Source organism: Streptomyces otsuchiensis, assembly GCF_004305975.1.
GTDB classification, from domain to species: Bacteria; Actinomycetota; Actinomycetes; order Streptomycetales; family Streptomycetaceae; genus Streptomyces; species Streptomyces otsuchiensis.
The window spans coordinates 1-19533 of the sequence record NZ_BHZI01000002.1; the positions used below are offsets into that span (position 1 = coordinate 1).

At 73.4% G+C, this 19533-nt stretch carries 19 protein-coding genes, 1 tRNA gene and 1 riboswitch; of the genes, 8 read left to right on the forward strand and 12 right to left on the reverse strand.

The genetic code is table 11. The features are described 5' to 3' along the window. Positions 1-83: 83 nt before the first annotated feature. From E0D90_RS00340 to E0D90_RS00350, 3 genes are all read right to left on the reverse strand, one after another. Positions 84-1298 (reverse strand): acetyl-CoA C-acetyltransferase, encoded by a 1215-nt coding sequence (locus E0D90_RS00340; protein ID WP_130796168.1) that lies wholly within the window; start codon positions 1296-1298, stop codon positions 84-86. A gap of 28 nt (positions 1299-1326) precedes the next feature. Then, positions 1327-2469, reverse strand: coding sequence for an acyl-CoA dehydrogenase family protein (locus tag E0D90_RS00345; RefSeq protein ID WP_130796169.1), 1143 nt, complete (start codon positions 2467-2469; stop codon positions 1327-1329). A gap of 72 nt (positions 2470-2541) precedes the next feature. Then, positions 2542-3696, reverse strand: coding sequence for a CaiB/BaiF CoA transferase family protein (locus E0D90_RS00350; protein ID WP_130796170.1), 1155 nt, complete (start codon positions 3694-3696; stop codon positions 2542-2544). 192 nt (positions 3697-3888) lie between these two features. Here E0D90_RS00350 and E0D90_RS00355 point away from each other — a divergent pair, with 192 nt between their 5' ends. The 3 genes from E0D90_RS00355 (at position 3889) to E0D90_RS00365 (ending at position 6685) form a co-directional block, all read left to right on the forward strand. Further along, positions 3889-4938 (forward strand): aminotransferase class V-fold PLP-dependent enzyme, encoded by a 1050-nt coding sequence (locus tag E0D90_RS00355; RefSeq protein ID WP_130796171.1) that lies wholly within the window; start codon positions 3889-3891, stop codon positions 4936-4938. Positions 4939-5048: 110 nt separating this feature from the next. Next, positions 5049-5978, forward strand: coding sequence for a sterol desaturase family protein (locus E0D90_RS00360; RefSeq protein WP_130796172.1), 930 nt, complete (start codon positions 5049-5051; stop codon positions 5976-5978). Beyond that, positions 5975-6685 (forward strand): lysoplasmalogenase, encoded by a 711-nt coding sequence (locus tag E0D90_RS00365; protein ID WP_374754061.1) that lies wholly within the window; start codon positions 5975-5977, stop codon positions 6683-6685. The genes E0D90_RS00360 and E0D90_RS00365 overlap by 4 nt, the downstream gene beginning before the upstream one ends. Here E0D90_RS00365 and E0D90_RS00370 read toward each other — a convergent pair. The 4 genes from E0D90_RS00370 to E0D90_RS00385 all read right to left on the reverse strand — a co-directional run bounded on the left by E0D90_RS00370 (position 6598) and on the right by E0D90_RS00385 (position 10513). Further along, positions 6598-7017: an MmcQ/YjbR family DNA-binding protein gene (locus E0D90_RS00370; protein ID WP_103503338.1), complete on the reverse strand. Its 420-nt coding sequence runs from the start codon at positions 7015-7017 to the stop codon at positions 6598-6600. The two genes, E0D90_RS00365 and E0D90_RS00370, sit on opposite strands and share 88 nt — an antisense overlap. A gap of 73 nt (positions 7018-7090) precedes the next feature. Then, on the reverse strand, positions 7091-7954 hold the full coding sequence (locus E0D90_RS00375; RefSeq protein WP_130796173.1) for a siderophore-interacting protein: 864 nt from the start codon (positions 7952-7954) through the stop codon (positions 7091-7093). 271 nt (positions 7955-8225) lie between these two features. Continuing rightward, positions 8226-8930, reverse strand: a complete 705-nt coding sequence (locus E0D90_RS00380) for an endonuclease V (protein WP_130796214.1) — start codon at positions 8928-8930, stop codon at positions 8226-8228. Positions 8931-9001: 71 nt separating this feature from the next. Further along, positions 9002-10513 carry a glycine hydroxymethyltransferase gene (locus E0D90_RS00385; RefSeq protein ID WP_130796174.1) on the reverse strand — a complete coding sequence of 504 codons (1512 nt, stop codon included), beginning with the start codon at positions 10511-10513 and terminating at the stop codon, positions 9002-9004. A 23-nt stretch (positions 10514-10536) separates the two neighbouring features. Then, a riboswitch (ZMP/ZTP riboswitch) is annotated at positions 10537-10625 on the reverse strand. A gap of 93 nt (positions 10626-10718) precedes the next feature. On the opposite strand from E0D90_RS00385, the gene E0D90_RS00390 reads away from it, so the two are divergent. Further along, entirely contained in the window at positions 10719-10943 is a 225-nt protein-coding gene (locus E0D90_RS00390; RefSeq protein ID WP_103501310.1) for a dodecin, read from the forward strand. Between the two features lie 175 nt (positions 10944-11118). Beyond that, on the forward strand, positions 11119-11916 hold the full coding sequence (locus tag E0D90_RS00395) for a hypothetical protein (protein WP_130796175.1): 798 nt from the start codon (positions 11119-11121) through the stop codon (positions 11914-11916). A 57-nt stretch (positions 11917-11973) separates the two neighbouring features. On the opposite strand, the gene E0D90_RS00400 is transcribed toward E0D90_RS00395, so the two are convergent. Both E0D90_RS00400 and E0D90_RS00405 read right to left on the reverse strand, forming a co-directional pair. Beyond that, positions 11974-13632, reverse strand: a complete 1659-nt coding sequence (locus E0D90_RS00400) for a PH domain-containing protein (RefSeq protein WP_130796176.1) — start codon at positions 13630-13632, stop codon at positions 11974-11976. Next, positions 13629-14123 carry a PH domain-containing protein gene (locus E0D90_RS00405; protein ID WP_130796177.1) on the reverse strand — a complete coding sequence of 165 codons (495 nt, stop codon included), beginning with the start codon at positions 14121-14123 and terminating at the stop codon, positions 13629-13631. The genes E0D90_RS00400 and E0D90_RS00405 overlap by 4 nt, the downstream gene beginning before the upstream one ends. Positions 14124-14199: 76 nt before the next feature. Between E0D90_RS00405 and E0D90_RS00410 the strand changes: the two genes are divergently transcribed. The 3 genes from E0D90_RS00410 to E0D90_RS00420 all read left to right on the forward strand — a co-directional run bounded on the left by E0D90_RS00410 (position 14200) and on the right by E0D90_RS00420 (position 16594). Next, entirely contained in the window at positions 14200-14805 is a 606-nt protein-coding gene (locus E0D90_RS00410; protein WP_103501314.1) for a TetR/AcrR family transcriptional regulator, read from the forward strand. An 88-nt stretch (positions 14806-14893) separates the two neighbouring features. Next, a tRNA-Leu gene (locus E0D90_RS00415) sits at positions 14894-14981 on the forward strand. A 950-nt stretch (positions 14982-15931) separates the two neighbouring features. Further along, on the forward strand, positions 15932-16594 hold the full coding sequence (locus E0D90_RS00420; RefSeq protein ID WP_130796178.1) for a TetR family transcriptional regulator: 663 nt from the start codon (positions 15932-15934) through the stop codon (positions 16592-16594). 75 nt (positions 16595-16669) lie between these two features. On the opposite strand, the gene E0D90_RS00425 is transcribed toward E0D90_RS00420, so the two are convergent. From E0D90_RS00425 to E0D90_RS00435, 3 genes are all read right to left on the reverse strand, one after another. Beyond that, positions 16670-17515, reverse strand: coding sequence for an NAD(P)H-binding protein (locus E0D90_RS00425; RefSeq protein ID WP_170214901.1), 846 nt, complete (start codon positions 17513-17515; stop codon positions 16670-16672). Positions 17516-17678: 163 nt separating this feature from the next. Then, positions 17679-18455 (reverse strand): SDR family NAD(P)-dependent oxidoreductase, encoded by a 777-nt coding sequence (locus E0D90_RS00430; RefSeq protein WP_227869878.1) that lies wholly within the window; start codon positions 18453-18455, stop codon positions 17679-17681. Next, a complete protein-coding gene (locus E0D90_RS00435; RefSeq protein WP_130796180.1) occupies positions 18452-19504 on the reverse strand; it encodes a ScbA/BarX family gamma-butyrolactone biosynthesis protein in 1053 nt (350 codons plus the stop codon). Before E0D90_RS00435 ends, E0D90_RS00430 begins: the two co-directional genes overlap by 4 nt. Positions 19505-19533 lie beyond the last annotated feature (29 nt).

The following is a 19533-nucleotide window of genomic DNA, read 5'->3' on the forward strand; positions in this document are numbered from 1 at the left end:
TCCGGGGTACGTGGTCACGGTGGCGGCGGGGTTCGCGCGGGCGGCCGGGGCGAGGGCTGACGGCGGGTACGGCGGCGGGGCGTTCACAGCCGCTCGATCACGGTGGCGATGCCCATGCCGCCGCCGACGCAGAGCGTGGCCAGGCCGTACCGCAGGTCGCGGCGCTCCAGTTCGTCGAGGAGGGTGCCCAGGATGATGGCGCCGGTGGCGCCCAGCGGGTGGCCCATGGCGATGGCGCCGCCGTTGACGTTGACCTTCTCCAGGTCCAGTCCCATCTCCCGCACGAACCGCAGGACCACGGCGGCGAACGCCTCGTTGATCTCGACCAGGTCCATGTCGTCGATGGTCAGCCCGGCGCGCGCCAGTGCCTTGCGCGCGGCGGGCGCGGGTCCGGTCAGCATGATGGTGGGCTCGGAACCGGTGACCGCCGCCGAGACGACGCGGGCGCGCGGGGTGAGGCCGTGGCGCCGCCCGGCCTCCTCGTTGCCGACGACGACCAGGGCGGCGCCGTCCACGATCCCGGAGGAGTTGCCCGCGTGGTGGACGTGGTCGATGCGCTCCACGTGGTGGTACTTCTGGAGCGCCACCGCGTCGAAGCCACCGAGTTCGCCCATGTCGGCGAAGGAGGGCTTGAGCCTGGCCAGGGAGTCGGCGGTGGTGCCCGGCCGGATGAACTCGTCGTGGTCGAGGACGGTCAGCCCGGCACGGTCGAGGACCGGGACCACGGCCCGGTCGAAGCGGCCGGCCTTCCACGCGGCGGCGGCCCGGTCCTGGGACAGGGCGGCGTACTCGTCGACGTCCCGCCGGCTGAGCCCCTCCAGGGTGGCGATCAGGTCGGCGCCGATGCCCTGGGGCACGAACCCGGTCTCCAGGTTGGTCATCGGGTCCATCATCCAGGCGCCACCGTCGGAACCGATCGGCAGCCGGGACATCGACTCGACACCACCGGCCAGCAGCAGATCGTCCCAGCCGGAACGGACCTTGGCGGCGGCGGTGTTGACGGCCTCCAGGCCGGAGGCGCAGAACCGGTTGAGCTGCACGCCCGCGACGGTCTCGGGCAGCCCCGCCGCGAGGGCGGCGATCTTGGCGATGTCCGAGCCCTGGTCGCCGTGGGGACTGACCACGCCGAGGACGACGTCGTCGATCGCGGACGGGTCCAGCCCGGGAAGCCGCTCCCCCAGGCGCCGCATCAGCCCGGTGACCAGGTCGATGGGCTTGACGGTGTGCAGGGAGCCGGTGGCCTTGCCGCGCCCGCGCGGGGTGCGGTAGGCGTCGTAGACGAAGGCGTCGGTGGTCATGGGCGGGCCTCTTTCGCGAACGGGTCGGTCAGCCGAGGAGGGAGCGGCCGATGATCTCCTTCATGATCTCGGTCGTCCCGCCGTAGATGGTCTGGATGCGCCCGTCGGTGAAGGCCCGGGCGATCGGGTACTCGGTCATGTAGCCGTATCCGCCGTGGAGTTGCAGACAGCGGTCGGCTGTGCGCTTCTGGAGCTCGGTGGCCCACCACTTGGCCATCGCGGCATGGGTGGCGTCGAGCGCGCCCCGGGTGTGCTCGCTGACGCAGCGGTCGACGAAGCTGCGGGTCACGGCGGCCTCGGTCGCCATCTCGGCGATCTCGAACCGGACGTGCTGGAGGCGGGCCAGCGGACGGCCGAACGCCTCACGCTCCCTGACGTACGCCGCGGTGATCTCCAGCAGGTGCTCGCTGACGGCGGCGGCACCGACGGCGATGGCCAGCCGCTCCTGCGGCAGGTTGCCCATCAGATGCCCGAAGGCGCCGTTCTCCGTGCCCAGCAGGTTGGCCTTGGGCACCCGCACGTCGTTGAAGAACAGCTCGGCGGTGTCCTGGGACTTCTGCCCGATCTTGTCGAGGTTCCGGCCGCGCTCGAAGCCGGGCGTCCCGCGCTCCACCACCAGCAGGCTCAGCCCCCGCGCCCCACCCTCGGGGGTGGTGCGGGCGACGACCACCACCAGGTCGGCGAGGATGCCGTTGGAGATGAAGGTCTTGGAGCCGTTGAGCAGCCAGTGGTCGCCGCGGTCCTCCGCGGTGGTGCGGATGCCCTGGAGGTCGGAGCCGGCGCCCGGTTCGGTCATCGCGATGGCGCTGATCAGCTCACCGGAGCAGAAGCCGGGGAGCCAGCGCTCCCGCTGGGCCGCGGTGGCCAGCGAGGTCAGGTACGGGCCGATGATGTCGTTGTGCAGCCCGACGGCCAGTCCGGCGGCGCCGGCCCGCGCGAACTCCTCGTGGAGCACGGCCGCGAACCGGAAGTCAGGGCTCCCGCCGCCGCCGTACCGCTCGTCGACGGCGAGTCCCAGCAGTCCCTGGCGTCCGGCGGCGCGCCAGGCGTCACGGGAGACGATGCCGTCGGCCTCCCACCGCGCGTAGTGCGGGGTGACCTCGCGTTCGATGAAGGCGCGGACGGTCCCCCGGAACGCCTCGTGGTCCTCGGTGTACAGCTCGCGGCGCATCGGCCGTTCCTTCCGTCGTCGTCTCGGGACGGCCGTGGCCGGGCCGCGCGGACCCGCGGGTCCGGCCCCGGGTCAGGGTGCGCCGTCGAGCAGCCCGGGCACCCGCCAGTCGCGGGCCACGTCCTCGGTGTCGGCGCCCGGCTCGGCCGGGGGTCTGCGCAGCGTGCCGGGGGTGGCCGAGAACCGTGGCGCCGGCGCGGGCTGCGTGGTGCCCGCGTGCTCGGTGAAGGTGGCGCGGGCGGCGAGGTGGGGGTGGAGCGGTGCCTCGCCGAGGGAGAGGACGGGCACCACGCAGGCGTCCGTGCCCTCGAAGAGTTCGGTCCACTCGGCGCGGGTGCGGGTGGCGAAGCGTTCGGTGAGGACGGCCCGCAGCCGGGGCCAGTCCGCCGGGTCGTCACGGTCCGGGAAGGCGGCGCCGTCGGGCGCGGCGGCGGCCGGGTCCAGCTCCAGCAGCCGCAGGAGCTCCGCGTAGAAGCGGGGTTCGAGCGGGCCGACCGCCATGTGGCCGCCGTCGGAGGTGGCGTAGCTGTCGTAGAACGGGGTCCCGCCGTCGAGCAGGTTGGCCTCACGCCGGTCCTGCCAGGCTCCGGCCGCCATCAGCCCGTGCAGCATGGTGGTGAGGTGGCTGGTCCCGTCGACGATGGCCGCGTCCACCACCTGCCCCTCACCGGTGGCGCGGGCGTGGTGCAGGGCCGCGAGGACGCCGACGGCCAGGTACAGCGAGCCGCCGGCGTAGTCGCCCAGCAGGTTGGCGGGGGCGGCGGGCCGGCCGTCCGCCCGCCCGATGGCGCCGAGGACGCCGGTGAGCGCGACGAAGCCGATGTCGTGGCCGGCCCGTTGTGCCAGCGGGCCGTCCTGCCCCCAGCCCGTCATCCGGCCGTACACCAGGCGGGGGTTGCGGGCGTGGCAGTCGGCCGGCCCGACGCCCAGCCGCTCGGCGACACCGGGCCGGAACCCCTCGATGAGGATGTCCGCCCGCTCGGCCAGATCGAGGACCCGGCGGGCGGCGTCGGGGTCCTTGAGGTCCAGGCGCACCGAGCGCTTGTTGCGGTTGGTCAGGTCGGTGGCGGGGTCGATGTGCGGCCAGCTGCTGCCGGGCCGGTCCACCCGCACCACGTCGGCGCCGAGGTCGCCCAGGAGCATCGCCGCGAACGGCCCCGGGCCGATGCCGGCCAGTTCCAGCACTCGCGTTCCGGCGAGTGGTCCGGCGTCGGCCGGCTTCGTCATGGCACCCCCAGGCAGCGCTACGTCGCGGTAACAACGGCGATCCTAAGAACGTGTTTCATTTTTTACAAGGAACGGCACCGTTCGCCGCGGCCGGGAGCCCGGCAGTGACGGCGACGGCGACGGCGGCCTGAACGCCTGACCGACCGGGGTACCCGTGTACAGCCGGCCCCGCGCGGCGGGACACTGTCGGGCATGGACCAGTCGCAGGAGTTCGACCTCACCACCACCTACCTCAACACCGCCTCCCACGGACTGCTGCCCGCGCGTTCCCTGGCGGAGCTGCGCCGGGGCGCGGAGCGGATGGCGGACGGCACCCTGGACCAGGCCGCCTGCTTCGCGGTGGTGGAGGAGGCCCGCGCCACCTTCGGCCGCCTGGTGGGCCTGCCCGCCGGCCGGGTCGCCGTCGGATCCACCGTCGCCGTGCACGTCGCACTGATCGCCGGTTCGCTGCCGCCCGGCGCCGAGGTCCTGATCGCCCGCGACGAGTTCAGCTCCCTGCCGACGCCCTTCGACCAGCGCGGCGACCTGCGGCTGCGGCAGGCGCCGCTGGCGGAGCTGGCCGGCGCGGTGACCGCCGGGACCGCGCTGGTGGTCGTCAGCGCGGCGCAGTCGGCGGACGGCGCCGTCGCGGACCTCGCGGCCGTCAGCGCGGCGGCGCGCGCACACGGCGCGCGCACACTGGTCGACACCACCCAGTCCACCGGCTGGCTGCCGCTGGACGCCGGGGATTTCGACTACACCGTGTGCGGGGCCTACAAGTGGCTGCTCTGTCCGCGCGGCACCTCCTTCCTGACGGTGCCGGAGGACTTCGGCGGGCTGCGCGCCCTCCACGCCGGCTGGGTCGCGGGCGAGGACCCGTGGCGCAGCTGCTACGGGCCGGTCACCGAACTGGCGCACAGCGCACGCCGGTTCGACGAGAGCCCGGCGTTCCTCTCCTACCTGGGCGCGGCTCCCGCGCTGCGGCTGATCGAGGAGCTGGGACAGGAGGCCATCGGCGCCCACGACCGCGCGCTCGCCGCCCGCTTCCGGGCAGGGCTCTCCCAGCTGGGACACCCCGTGCCCGACTCCGGCGGCCCGGTGGTCTCGGTCCCCGGTCTCGGCCCGCTGACCGCCGAGTTGGCGCGCGCCGGGGTCCAGGCCGCCGACCGCGCGGGACGGCTGCGGATCGCTCTGCACCTGTACAACACCGAGGCCGATGTCGACCGCGCGCTTGAGGTGCTGGAGTCCCACCGGCCCGCCTGACGGGCGTCGGCCCCGGGCGCTCTTCCCCCTGCGATCACCCCGGGCGATTTCTCGTACTGGTCGGTAACAGCGTCTAGGCAGGGGCGCTCCGGCATGCCTAGGGTGCCGCCATGCCGACCGATCTGCCCGACGTGGTGCTCTGGTCCGTTCCCGCGTTCGTCCTGCTGACCGTGGTCGAGATGGCCGCCTGCCGGCTGCGCCCGGACCGGAGCGCGGCGGGGTACGACGCGAGGGACACCGCCACCAGCCTCACCATGGGCCTGGGCAGTCTCTTCTTCGACCTGCTGTGGAAGATCCCCGTGCTGGCGGTCTACACGGCGGTCTACAGCCTCACACCGCTGGAGATTCCACTGCTGTGGTGGACGCTCCCGCTGCTCCTGGTCGCGCACGACCTCTGCTACTACTGGTCGCACCGCGGTCACCACGTGATCCGGCTGCTGTGGGCCTGCCACGTGGTCCACCACTCCAGCCGGCGGTTCAACCTCTCCACCGCGCTGCGGCAGCCGTGGACCAGCGTGTCCACCTGGCCGTTCTACCTGCCGCTGGTCGCGCTCGGCACCCATCCGGCGCTCGTGGCCTTCCTCTCCTCGGTGAACCTCGTCTACCAGTTCTGGGTGCACACCGAGCGGGTGGGCCGCCTGCCGCGTCCGGTCGAGTACGTCTTCAACACCGCCTCGCACCACCGGGTCCACCACGCCTCGCAGGGTGGGTACCTGGACCGCAACTTCGGGGGGATCCTCATCGTCTGGGACCGGTTGTTCGGCACGTTCGCCCCGGAACGGGAACGGTGCGTCTACGGCCTCACCAAGAACATCACCACGCACAACCCGCTGCGGGTGGCCACCCACGAGTACGCCGCGATCGGCCGGGACCTGCGCGGCGCGCGCGACTGGCGTGAGCGCGCCGGTCATCTGCTCCGCTCCCCCGGCTGGCGGCCGGGGACGGACCGGGCTCCGGGGGCGGACGCCGCTCCGGGGGCGGACACGGCTCCGGCTCCGGCGGCGGTCCGGGAATCCGGCGGGACGGGCGGCAAGCGGTGAGCCGCGTCGCGGCGGACCGGCTGCGCGTCGCGTTCCTCGCCGTCACCACCCTGCACCTCCTCGCCCACGCCACCGACGTCGAGCTGGCCCAGCAGCTCACCAAGCCCTTGCTGATGCCTGCACTCGCCGCCTGGGTGTGGGCGCGGGGCGGGCCCCGCGTCCTGGTGGCGGCGCTGTTCTTCGGGTGGGGCGGGGACCTGGCGCTGCAGTCGGGCTCCGACAGCTTCTTCCTCGCGGGCATGGCCTCCTTCGCGATCGGCCACATCTGCTACCTGGCGCTGATCCGCCGGGCCGGGTCCTTCACCCTCCGGCGTTCGCTGCCGGCAGCCGTCGGCTACGCGGCGGTCTGCGCGGTGATGGTGACGCTGCTGTGGCCCGGACTCGACCCGGCGATGCGGGTTCCGGTGGCGGGCTACAGCGTGCTGCTGACCGCGATGGCGTGGGCGGCGCTCGCCGGCGTGGGCGGGCGGGTCGCGGCGGGTGGCGCGCTGTTCCTTCTCTCGGACGCGCTGATCGCCACCCGGCTCGCGGAGTGGCAGCAACTGCCCGCCGCGGGCCTGTGGGTGATGCTCACCTACACGGCGGCGCAGTACCTGCTCGCCTCCGGCCTGCTGCGGGCCTACGCGCGGCGGGTGTCCGAAGGCCCGGAGTCCCCGGCCGCCGCGTCGAGTTCGGCGACCAGCCGGCGCGGCGCGACGACCCGGTAGCTGTCCTCCACCCAGTCGCGGAGCAGTTCGTCCTCGGGAGCCTCACCGCCCGCACCGGTCAGCGGCACCCGGACCCAGCCGCTGCGGCCCAGCCCGTAGCCGGCCGGTCCGGCACCGGGCATGCTCAGGGCGTGGGCGTGGCTGTCCCCGGCGGTGAGCTTGAGCACCATGGCGGCGGCCGGGCTTCCGCCGGGGGTTCCGAGGAAGACGAAGACCTTTCCGCGCACCTTGATCGCCGACTCGCCCCAGGGGAACTCCTCGACGGCGCCGGGCAGGGTCAGCGCGAAGGCGCGCACGCCCTCGCGTCGCCGGGCGGCGAGGCGGTCGGTCATGGCTTCACGGTAGCCGCGGGCTCCGGTGGACGCGCGCCGGGGCGACCGCCGGGGGCCGCCCCGGACGGGGAGGTCAGGCGGCGTGGGCGCCGCCCTCCTGCTCCTCCTCGACACCGCGGTTCCACTCGGCCTTGCCGGACTGCCAGCCGTCCTCGTCCGCGCCGCGCCGCCAGTAGCCGGAGACGGAGAGCTGGGAGGGCTTCATTCCCAGGTCGTGCCGCAGGTGCCTGCGCAGCGCCTTCACCCAGTGCGCCTCACCGTGGATGAACGCCTGCCCGGTGCCGCCCGGCAGGTCGGCGGCGGTGACGGCGGCCAGCAGGGCGTCGCCGTACTGCCCGGCGGAGCGGTCCACCCAGACGATGTCGATGTCACCGGCGGGCGGCGTCAGCTTCTGCTCCTCCTGGGCGCCGGCGATCTCCACGAAGACGCGTGCGACGGCGCCCTCGGGCAGCGCCTCCACCGACGCCGCGATGGCCGGGAGCGCGCTCTCGTCGCCCACCAGCAGGTGCCAGTCGGACTCGGGGGCCGGGGCGTAGCCGCCACCCGGGCCGAGGATCGCGATCTCGTCGCCCTCCCGTGCCGCCGCCGCCCAGGGGCCGGCGAGGCCGGTGTCGCCGTGGTGGACGAAGTCGATGACCAGTTCGGGGCCGGCGGGGTCGAAGGCGCGGACGGTGTAGGTACGGGTCGTCGGCCACTGCTCGCGGGGCAGGTCACGGCGGACCGCGGCCATGTCCAGGGGCTGCGGGTACTCCACGCCGGGCTGCGGGAAGACCAGCTTCACGTAGCTGTCGGTGTAGGGACCGGTGGCGAAGGCGCTCAGGCCCTCGCCACCGAGCACGACCCGGATCATGTGCGGGGTGAGCTGTTCCGTGCGCAGCACCCGCCCGACGTGGGTCGGGTTGGCGGGGCGGGCCGGTCGGGTCGGCCGGTCGTTCATCGGTACTCCTTCGTCGGTGCGGCCCTGAGCGCCGGTCGCCGTCGGCGGCCACCGGCCGCACCGGTCAGCCGCAGGAGCCGGCACACGCGGCGGCGGTCGGCCGCGGTCGGCGGGTCCGGCCGACGGCGGCGCACGCCCGCCGGGGCGTCCCGCGCTCCGGCAGCGAACTCAGGTAAGGCTGACCTTACCTTTTCCGGCCGGGTTCCGGAGCCGTACGGAACCGGTGGATCGCCGCATACCGGCCCCCGAAGGCTCGCGCCGGGGGCGCCCGTCACCGGGAGTGCGTGCGCAGAGCGGCGGTGAGGGCGTCCCGGCACAGCCGGTCGGCGAGGCGGGTGGTCTCCGGCTGCCGGTAGCGCGGTGTCAGCCGCAGGACGTGCGCGCAGGCGGCGTCCAGCCCGGTCCGGTGCCCGGCGGAGACGAACACCGGCTTGACCCCGTCCCTGGTCCGCAGCGCCCGTCCCACCACCTCACCGGCGTCGAGCAGCGGCGCGGCGTCACCCCGCGACGGGCCGGGCGGTTCGTGGCGGAAGGTGAACGGCGACTTCGCCACCCCGATCGTCGGCAGACCGGTGACGACGCCGAGATGGCAGGCGAGCCCGAACCGGCGGGGGTGGGCGAGACCGTAGCCGTCGCACACCACCAGGCCGGGGGCGACGCGCAGGCGGCCCAACGCCTCCAGGACAGTGGGCAGTTCACGGAAGGCGAGCAGGCCGGGGACGTACGGGAACGCCACCGGTCCCACCGCGGTCGCCCGGTCCAGGACGGTGAGGTCCCCGGCGTCCAGCAGCACGGCGGCGGCCGCGACCACGCCCGCGCCGTCGTCGTAGGCCACGTCCACCCCGGCGACCGTGCCGGTGCCGTCCGCGGGCGGGCCGGGCTCGTCCAGGACCAGGAGGCGACGCAGCTCGCGCTGGACCGCGACGGCCTCCGCCTCGGTACGCGGGGTGGGATGCGGCGCCGGGCCGGCGGTCACGGCGCACTCCGGGCCGGCCGGAGCCACCGGGTCGGTGGTCCGGCCGGTCCGGTCGCGCGGCTCGGGCCGGGTCACCCCAGGTCCAGCCCGGGGTAGAGCGGGTGGCGGCCCAGCAGGTCGGCGGCGCGGCCGGCGACCTCGGCGGCGACACCGTCCCGGAGCGTGAAGCGGGCCTTGGACGGACGGCCCGCGTCGGTGGTCCCGGCGGTGGTGGCCGCCAGCACGCGGTCGATCAGGGCGGCGACCTCGTCCATCTCGGCGGCACCCATGCCGCGGGTGGTCAGGGCGGGCGTGCCCAGCCGGACACCCGAGGTGTACCAGGCGCCGTTGGGGTCGCGCGGGATCGCGTTGCGGTTGGTGACGACGCCCGCCTCCAGCAGCGCGGCCTCGGCCTGGCGGCCCGTCAGCCCGTACCCGGAGACGTCCAGCAGCACCAGGTGGTTGTCGGTGCCGCCCGTGACCAGCCGGGCGCCGCGCCGGTTCAGGCCGTCGGCGAGGGCGCGGGCGTTGTCGACCACCCGGGCGGCGTAGTCGGCGAACTCCGGGCGGCGTGCCTCGGCCAGGGCAACGGCCTTCGCCGCCATCACGTGCGGCAGCGGGCCGCCGAGGACCATGGGGCAGCCGCGGTCCACCTGCTCGGCGAGGGAGTCGTCGCAGAGCACCATGCCGCCGCGCGGGCCGCGCAGCGACTTGTGGGTGGTCGTGGTGACGATCTGGGCGTGCGGCACGGGGTCGAAGTCACCGGTGAGGACCTTGCCGGCGACCAGTCCCGCGAAGTGCGCCATGTCCACCATCAAGGTGGCCCCGACCTCGTCGGCGATCTCCCGCATCACCCGGAAGTTCACCGGCCGGGGATAGGCGGAGTAGCCGGCCACCAGGATCAGCGGGCGGAACTCACGGGCGGCGGCGCGGACCGCGTCGTAGTCGAGCAGCCCGGTGCCGGGGTCGGTGCCGTAGCTGCGCTGGTCGAACATCTTGCCCGAGATGTTGGGGCGGAAGCCGTGGGTGAGATGGCCGCCGGCGTCCAGGGCCATGCCGAGCATCCGCTGCTCGCCGAGTTCCCTTCGCAGCGCGGCCCAGTCCGCGTCGGTCAGGTCGTTGACCTGGCGGACGCCCGCGCGGCGCAGCGCGGGGCTCTCCACCCGCGCGGCGAGCACCGCCCAGAACGCCACCAGGTTGGCGTCGATACCCGAGTGGGGCTGGACATAGGCGTGCCGGGCGCCGAACAGTTCGCGGGCGTGCCGGGCCGCCAGCTCCTCGACCGTGTCCACGTTGCGGCAGCCGGCGTAGAAACGGCGGCCGGTCGTGCCCTCCGCGTACTTGTCGCTGAACCAGTTGCCCATGGTCAGCAGCACGGCGGGAGAGGCGTAGTTCTCACTGGCGATCAGCTTCAGCGACTCCCGCTGGTCCGCCAGCTCGGCGCCGATGGCATCGGCCACGGCGGGTTCCACCGCGCGGATCACGTCGAGCGCCGCACGGTAGGCGGTCGACACCTCGGCGGCGCCGGGGGCCCGGGAGGAGCCGGGTGCGCCGGACGGGATACCGGTCCTGGGCGAGGCGGGGGTGAGGGGATGGGTGGACATCGGGGGCCTCCGGTGCGCGACGCGTGGACGGCCCAGGCGCGCGGCTCACAGGGACACGAGCCGCTTCCCGATGGTTGCACCCATCTCGATCGCGCCAGTCACGGCCCGGTCGGAGCGTAGCACTCGCGGCCCCGCCCGGCCTGGGGCACGGTGGAGTGACGGCCGGTGACCGAACACCGGCCGCACCAGCGGCTGAGGAGCGCTTATGTCGGAGCACACCTACCGGGTGACGGAGATCGTCGGCACCTCGCGCGAGGGCATGGACGACGCCATCAGCAACGGGATCTCGCGCGCCGCGCAGACGCTGCGCAACCTGGACTGGTTCGAGGTGACGCAGGTGCGCGGCCACATCGAGGACGGACGGGTGGCCCACTACCAGGTCTGCCTGAAGGTCGGCTTCCGGCTGGAGGACGGCGACCAGGAGGGCTGAGGCCCGGCTTCGCACGGTGACGCCCCCGCTCCGGACGCCGGGCGCCGTCCGCCCACGACGGCTCGTTCCGGCACCCCTGACGGCCGACGGCCACCAGGGGCCGCACCAACCGCTCCCGAACGGGTAGTTGGCACAATCGGGCGCGAGAGGGCCACCAGCCGGATCGGAGCGAGGCGTGACACTGAACTTCACCGTGGACATCACGGGCACCACCGGGATGCGCACCGGCGAATGGGCGGACGGTGAGGAGTTCCTGATCCTGCCCGACCAGCGCATGAAGCAGGAGGAGGCGCTGGCCCGGGTACGGCTGCACGATCCGGCGGAGCCGGTGACGTCCGTGCCGGTGACGTCCGTGCCGGGAGCGGCACAGGCCGGGGAAGGCCCCGGGGGCGGCACCGGGGGCGGCGGCCTGCGACAGGTCACGGTGGCCGAGGTCGAGCAGCGCACGGAGCACCGCCGCGGCTCGCCGCACCCCGTCCTGGTGGTGCACGGGCCGGACGACGCCCCCATGGTCACGGTCCGGCCGGCTGAGCCGGACGTGCCCGAGCCGAGCGGCTTCCGGCTGGAGGACGAACACGGGGAGGAGCTGGGCCGGATCGAACGGCGCGCCTCACGCTTCGGGAGGCGCGCCGCCTGGCGCATCGTGCCGGTCGACGGCCCGGTGCTGACCGGCTACCGGGGCAGCCTGCTGGGATGGGCCGGGTTCATCATCACCTTCCCGGTCTGGCTGCTGTTCTTCCTCGGTTCGCTGCTGGTCACGCTGGTGACTCTCGGAGAGGTGACGGAGCTGCTGGTGTGGGGGGCGCCCCGGCGGGTCGCGTGGCGGCGTCGCGGGGCGATGCCGGTCACGGGCAACGCCCTGGACTTCCGGTACATGCGGTCCGGATACCGCTGGAACGCGGAGCTGCTGGAGCCGCGCGTCGCGTACGCGCAGGCGAGCCTCCATTACTTCCACAAGATGCACAAGGACTGACGGGGCGTCTGGCCGGGCCGGGCGACCACCGCTCGCCCGGCCCGGCCCGAGCGCCGTTCAGCCGTCGCCGCGCTCCGCCCGGAAGGCCGCGATGCCGCCCGGCAGGGCGCGGTCGGCGAACTCCGCCGCCTCCTCGGCCGCCAGGTCCACCGCCTGGTACCCGCCGAGACCGGCCGCCGTGGAGAGTGAGACCGTCGCGAGGCCGAGCCGCCGCTGGAAGAGGGACTGCCGGACCCGCACACCGCTGACGGCGCGCAGCTGGAGGGCCGAGGTGGCGCGGCTGACGGCACCGGAGCGCACCACCACGTAGTCGCCGGTGAACGTGTGGCCCAGCGACCGGTGCCCCACGGCGGCGAGCGCCAGCGAGACCGCCAGCAGAGCGGGGCCGGAGATCCACCAGAATGTGTGCGGCAGCTTGGTGGTCGCCGCCGTCCACGCCAGGAGCGCGGTCACCGAGGCGGTGACGGTCAGCGCCCACCCGATCCGGCGGCGCAGCGCGGCCGCCGGGTGACGGCGCAGTGGCGCCTCCAGCGGGCTGGGGTCCGCGCCGAGGACCCGGGCGACCACGTTCCGGGCGACACGGCGCGGGCCGCGCGGCAGGATGGTCGCCCCGACGCTCCACATCGACAGGCCGGTGGTGATCACGGTGGTGTCGGCCATCCGCATCCAGCGCCACAGCAGCGGCTCGGAGATCGCGGCCCCGCGCAGCCGGTTGTCGTCCCGGTTGATCTCCCGGGTCTTGAACAGGCCCTGGGTGGTGCGCAGCAGGGTGCCCTTCTCCCCCTCGATACGCATCAGCCGGAAGTGGGCGTGCTCGGTGAAGAAGTTGACGCCCAGCCCGGCCGCGCCGAGCAGCCAGGTGACGGCGAGCGCCACGCCGACGGTGGCCGGCGTCCCGAGGGACTCCCAGTCGGCGAGCGAGGTGACCCAGCCCGTGGAGTCGACGCCGAACATCCCGAGGGTGACCCAGGCGCCCCACAGCAGGCCGGCGGCGGTGAGGAAGGCCCAGACGTTGAACATGTTGTAGAAGACCCACCACCAGCGGAGCCCCGCGAAGACCCGCTCGTCGTCGGCCTGTTCGGTGCGGGCGGCCGCGCGCTCGGTCTGGTCGGCGCCCCCGCCGAGCAGCCGGTCGTGGAGGGCGAGCGCCGCCTGTTTGGAGACGGCGTCCAGGACGAGCGCCGACTCCATGGCGGTGTTCATCTGTCCCGCGCCGACCTTGACCCGGCGCAGGCCGACCAGCCGCTGGAGCAGCCGGGCGTCGGCGTCCACGCTGCGGACCCGGTCCCGCCGCACGGAGCGGTTGGTGCGGACGAGCAGACCGGTGCGGCGTTCGACGTACTCGCCGGTGACGCGGTAGCGGGTGGTGAGCCAGCGGACCACATCCAGGACGGCGCCGAGGGTCCCCCAGGCGGCCACGCCCGCCAGCGGCCACAGCACGCCGGGGGTCGGCTCGACCCGGACGATCAGCAGCGCCACGGCGGCGGGGGTCATCGAGAGCAGTACCCGAAGGGCGTCGACCCAGATCATCCTGGCGTCGAGCCGCTCCCAAGGGGTGCCGGGGTCCTCGGGCGGGGTGGCCGGGTCGTCGGGCGCGGTGGCGGCGGCGTCCCCGGCGGGCGGAGCGGCGGTGACCGGCGGGCCGTCGGCCGGGGGTTCGGCGGCCGGTCCGGCGGCCGCACCGGGCCGGGCCGGCTCCTCGCTGGTGGTGGTCACGTGGCGTCCCCCGGAGTGTCCTGGGTGATCTCGGCGAGCCGGTCGGCGGCGGCGGTCGCGTCCGCCGGCGCGAGGCCGCGGATGTACACGGCGCCGCTGGAGGAGGCCGTGGTGACGACCAGCGTGGAGAGGCCCAGCAGCTGTTCCAGCGGCCCCCGGGTGGTGTCCACCGTCTGGATGCGGGATATCGGCGCGACCCGCCAGTCGCGCACGAACCAGCCCGAGGAGGCGTAGACGGCCTCCGCGCTCGTCTCCCAGCGGTGCACCGCGTACCGCCAGGACGGCACGGCGGCCGTGTGCGCCAGACCGAGGGCGGCGACGGCCAGGGCCGCCGGGCCGGTCCAGGGGCGACTCGCGTCCCACAGGAGGTAGACCGTGGCCAGGGCTCCGGCCAGTACCACCGTCAGCAGGAGCGAGCGCAGGGTCCACCACAGGACGGCCCGCCGCTGGACACGATGGCGCGGCGGGCGCAGGGATATCGAGGTCTGCATGAGACAGAGTGTCCCACAAGAAGACATCACTGTTCCACCTTGATGCGCGGCGCTCCAATTCCATTACCATTCCGGCATGTCTCCGTCCCCCACCCCGTCCGGCGCCACGGGCACCACAGCCCGCACCCGCCGCGCCATCCTCGACGCCGCCGCGACCTGCTACGCGGCGGACCTCGCCGCACCGCTCTCCGACATCGCCCGGGCCGCCGACGTCGGACGGTCGACCCTGCACCGGTACTTCCCGGACCGCGCCGCGCTGATCCGGGCGCTGGTCGCGGACACGGTGGAAGCGACGAAGGCCTGCTTCGCCGAGGCGGAACTCGACCGCGGCACCGCGGCCGAGGCACTGGCCCGCCTCGTCCCGGCCGTCTTCGAGCTGAGCCCGCGCCTCGCCTTCCTGTTCAGCGACACCAGCGGCGACGTGCTGTGGGATGACAGCGAATGGGAGGCCGCACACGCCCCGGTCGGGGCACTCCACCACCGCGGGCTCGCCGAGGGGTACTTCGCGCCGGAGATCACGGTCGACTGGTTCGTGCGGACCCTGTGGTACCTGGTCGACGCGGGCTGGGAGGCGGTACGGGAGGGGGCGCTGCCCAAGTACGAGGCCATCGCGCTCGTCACCCGCACCATGCACAGCGGCCTGACGGCGGACCCCCCGGCCACCGGCGCCACGACCAGCTGATCCGGGGCCGGCGGACGGGCCGGAGCACCCTCCCGGCCTTGATATGGTTGACCTGTCGCCGCGCCCCAGGGGCAGTGGCGGCAGCCCTGTCCGGGTGGCGGAATGGCAGACGCGCTAGCTTGAGGTGCTAGTGCCCTTTATCGGGCGTGGGGGTTCAAGTCCCCCCTCGGACACCACCGGGAAGACCCCAGCCCAGCTGGGGTCTTTCTGCTGTCGAGGGCTCTCAGGGGCCCATATGAACAACCGCGTGAACAGCGGACGTGATCCTGCTCCGCCAAGCGGCGACCGTGGACGCCCCGATCCGGTGACGCCGGCGGTGACGGACTTCTTCGCCGAGTCGGCGCGGCGCCGGCCATAATCCGGCACGGCGTATCCGGGTTTTGGTAGCGGGCGTTCGCCGCGACTTCGACGGGTTCCCTCCGGCGCGACATCATTGTCGATCTCGCCGGCCCGGGAGTCGTGAAGCCGGAAGCCCTCCGGCAGGCCGAGGCGATTGCGGACCGTCCGCCAGCGGGCCGTCACGGGGTCCTCGGGGACCACCCGCGCGCTCGTCGTCCGGCAGTCGCCAGCCGTGAGGGCCTGATCGACGTGGACGGCCGGACTGTCACCGCCACCTTTCGTCAGCCTGCGCAGTTCCTGGCCGCCGCCGGCTGCAACCACAACCGCTCCCGCAGCACCCTCGGCCGCCTGAAGCACCCGCCGGCCGCACCTGCGTAGTGGAAGTGAGTCAGGGTCATGAAGTAGGCGGCGTCCGATGGTGTCGGAGCCACCGTTCAGCGGCTGCCACGGCACCGGGCACATCCTCCGGCGACGAAGCTCAGGGCGGAGTGACCAGCAACCCACCCGCGGGAGCACCAGTCGACCCACGCACTACCACCCCTGACCGGGCACGACGAGCCATGGGCGCCTAGAGGTTCAACAAAACCAGGTGGACGGTTTACGCACGCCGCATCTGCCACCGAACGTCGATCATTTCGCTTGATAACCGGTATAGCCCCCACCCTGCGGGCGAGTTTCCAGCTGTTGACATACCATTCGCGCTGTTATTACGGTCAGTTAGTGCCACCCGTGGGGTGGGACACGACAAGCCGCAGGGGTCACCTCGGCGTACCGGAAGGACGACGAGATGCGGCAAGCGAGAGCGCAGCGCACGCACAACGACCTGCTCGTCGCGGCGGCTGCGGTGTTCGACCGGATGGGATACGAAAAGGCGACGCTGTCCCTCGTGAGCGAACGCGCCGAGGTGAGCCGGGGCGCTCTGAGTTTCCACTTCTCGCACAAGGCAGACCTCGCTGACGCCGTGCAGCGACACGCCTGCACCTCTTTCGCCCGCCGGTTGTCCAGCGTCGGCGAGGGCGCCCAGCCGGCGCTCCAGACGATGGTCGACATGAGCCACTCGGCACTCTCCCTCCTCACCAGCGACCCGGTCGCTCGGGCCGGGATGCGCCTCACGAACGAGCGCGACGCCCCACTTGATTCCGCGGTGCACTGTCGGCTGGCACTCTGCGAGGCCTTCCGCTCGATCGCGGAGCAGGCACGCGACGATCTGAGTCTCCGGTCGGAGGTGGTTCCGCAGCCGCTGGCCGTGCTCGCGGTCTCTCTGGTGAGCGGCGCCCACGCCGCCCACACGGACCTTGCCGTTGCGCCCCACCGGTGGCTGGCCGACACCTGGCACCTGCTCCTGCCCTCGCTTGCGGGCGAGAAGTGTTCCTGGCGCTTTCGGACGGGCACCACACCAGCACGCGAGGGTGCGGGCGTACCCCCGCAGGCGTCCGGCTCCCAGACGTGACCCGGCGCGGGGTGATCGGTGTCGGCGGGTGGGGATTCGCGCCACGGTCTGTCGTAGGCGGCGGAGGTCGTTCCCTCAGAAGAGGTGCGCGTGGTCCCTCGCCCACCGGCTGAACGTATTGCTTTCCCTGCCGAGTAGCCGGTGGACCGCCGGCCCCACACGGCACGTTCCCCGGGCGATCTGACGGTCACCCCGCTCCAGGAGCGCCGTGACCACAGCCTTCGGGTGGCGTTCCGCCCAGGCTCGCGCCGCCTGCGCGCGTGTCAGCGGCGCAAAGGAGACAACGGTGCCCAGGGCATCGCCCAGCGACCTCACCTGGTCGCGCGCGGTCAACAACTCCGAGCCTGTCAGGACATACGTCCTCCCCGCGTGCCCGGGGGCGCTCACCACGAGCGCCGCGACCGCGGCGACGTCACGTGGGTCGACGGGTGTGGCCGGCGCGTCTGGCGGCCAGACCCGGACCACTTCTCCCCTGCGGATCGCCCGACGCCATTGGAGCGCGTTGGACATGAAGGCCCGTGGTCTCAGCAGAGTCCAGGACAGCCCGCTGGAGCGGACCAGCTCCTCGCCGAGCCGGTGGGCCCGGGTCACGGCGTCGCGCGCGAGCGGGTCGCCCGCACCGCCGACGGACAGCTTCACCAGATGGGTGACGCCGGACTGCCGGGCGGCCGCCACCAGTGCCTCGTCATGCGCCGGCCGCAGCGGATCGGGGTTGACCATCAGAAGTGAACGAACGTCGCGCATCGCCGACCTGAGCGAGGGCGGGTCACCGTGGTCTCCCTGGCGAATCTCGGCCCCGGTCGCCGCCAGGCAGTTGGCTGCGGCCCCGTCCGGGTCCCGGACGAGAACCCGCACTCTCTCGCCGGTGGCGGCCAGCCGCCGTGCGGTCGCACCGCCGACCGTTCCGGTCGCACCCGTCACCAGGATCATCGTCCCCCGCCTTCTGTCCTCATCCCACCGATGTCCACCGTCCGGCCGGCGGGCCCACCCGGGCCGCGGCCGAACGGTGGACGTCGCACACCGCCAGCCGGCGGCCCGTCCGGGAGCAGCCGGGAGTGGCCGGGGCACCGCGCTCTGGGCAACGTCACCGGGCCGTGAAGCCGCCGTCGACCGGCACTGCAGCGCCCGTGACATAGGAGGAGCGGTCGCTGCAGAGCCACAGCGCCGCCTGCGCGATCTCCTCGGCGTTCGCCACCCGGCCCAGCATCGCGTCCTTGGCCGCACGCTGCTCCAGTCCTGGAGTGGCGTCGAATGCCGACTGCATGAGCTCCGTCCGGGTGGCGCCGATCACCAGCGCGTTGGCCCGCACCCCCTGGGCCCCGTACTCGTCGGCGACGGCTTTCGCAAGGCCGATCACCGCGTGCTTGGCGGCGATGTAGGGCGCGCTCGGGATGCCCGGCGAAACGACACCAGCGGTGCTGGATGCGAGCACGACGGCGCCACCACCCGAGCGGAGCATGGCCGGTATCTGGTACCGGAGGCAGTGCAGGACGCCACGGACGTTGACATCCATGATCTGGTCGTACTCCGAGTCGTCCAGTAGGTGCAGAGGGGTGCGCGGCGTTCCCCAACCAGCGTTGTTGAAGGCGGCGTCCAGGCGGCCGTACTCGGACACCGTTCGTGCCACCGCCTCGGCCACGCCCTCGGGTTGACACACGTCGGCGGTGAGTGGCAAGGCCGACCCGCCCGCCGCGGTGATGCCAGCCGCCAGCGATTCCAGCCGGTCGGTTCGCCGCGCCAGCAGAGTGACGGACGCCCCCTCGGCGGCGAAGAGGCGCGCAGCCGCGGCACCGATGCCGCTGGACGCACCGGTGACCATGACGACCCTGCCCTGTAGAAGTCCAGCCCCTGGCGAGGTCATCGTCCCTCCCTGCACAGCACCTTCTCCCCGGGCGGCAGCCCCGGCTCCTCGCGGTGCGCGGCCGCACCCATCCACGGTTCGAGAACGTGCTCCTCCTCCAGCACGAACAACCCCCGGACCAGCTCGCGTGATCGCTGATCCATCCGCACGGTGACGGCGGCCCTGTCCGCGCCCGCTCCACGCACCTCGACCGGGGTCACCAGACAGGGCTCGTCGTGCTCGATGTAGCGGAGGAAGGTCACCGAGACCTGTTGACAGATCGTGGCCGACAGCCCGAGGGTCAGCTGGGCGGCCTGCCGCATCGCCTCCATCGCGGCCATCGCGGAGACATGGTCCAGCGGATGGTCGTACAGGACGGGGTGATCGCGCTCCGCCCGCAGAACCCAGGTACCCGGTGCCGATCCCGCCGACAGCAGGACATCCCGTGGGCGGTCCCTGCCCACCAGCGCGGGCTGCACCGGGTCGCCCAGTCGGGGAAGTGACGGGTCGTCCGAGAGCCGGGCGGCGCCGCGTAGCCGGGCCTGGACGGTGCGGGACACGCAGCTGGCTGTCACCTGCCCCACGCCCACCGCTTCCGCACCACGCCGTAACGCCATGTGCATCCGGACGCCGCGGAGCACGCCCGCCCGCATGCGCACTTCGCGGCACACCACCTCGACGGTGATCTCGCTCGGCCGTGCGTCCGGCCGGATCAGTTCCTCGTCGACCTCGTAGGTCAGTGAGTTGATGGCGAGCGCATGGCCGTAGGTCACGTGGTAGCCCACGTGCGCCACGAGCATGCCCGCCTGCCGGAGCGTCTCGGCCACCAGCTGCGGATCGCTGCCCCGCCCGGTGGTGCTGCCGAGGAAGCGGTGCCCGGCCGGCCATCGCACGGTGACGACGAAACGGTGCGGAGCGGAACGTTCCACACCGGTGGGAAGAACTTGGGAGGACTGGCGTCGATGGACCAGTTTTCTGGGTACCGTGGTCGCTCGTTCGGCGAGTGTCTGAGTCTCTTGTTGCAAGCTGATGGTCGAACCAGCTGATGCGCTCACTGCGCTACCCCCCACTGGGCCTCTGGTCTTGGCGAACCGTCACA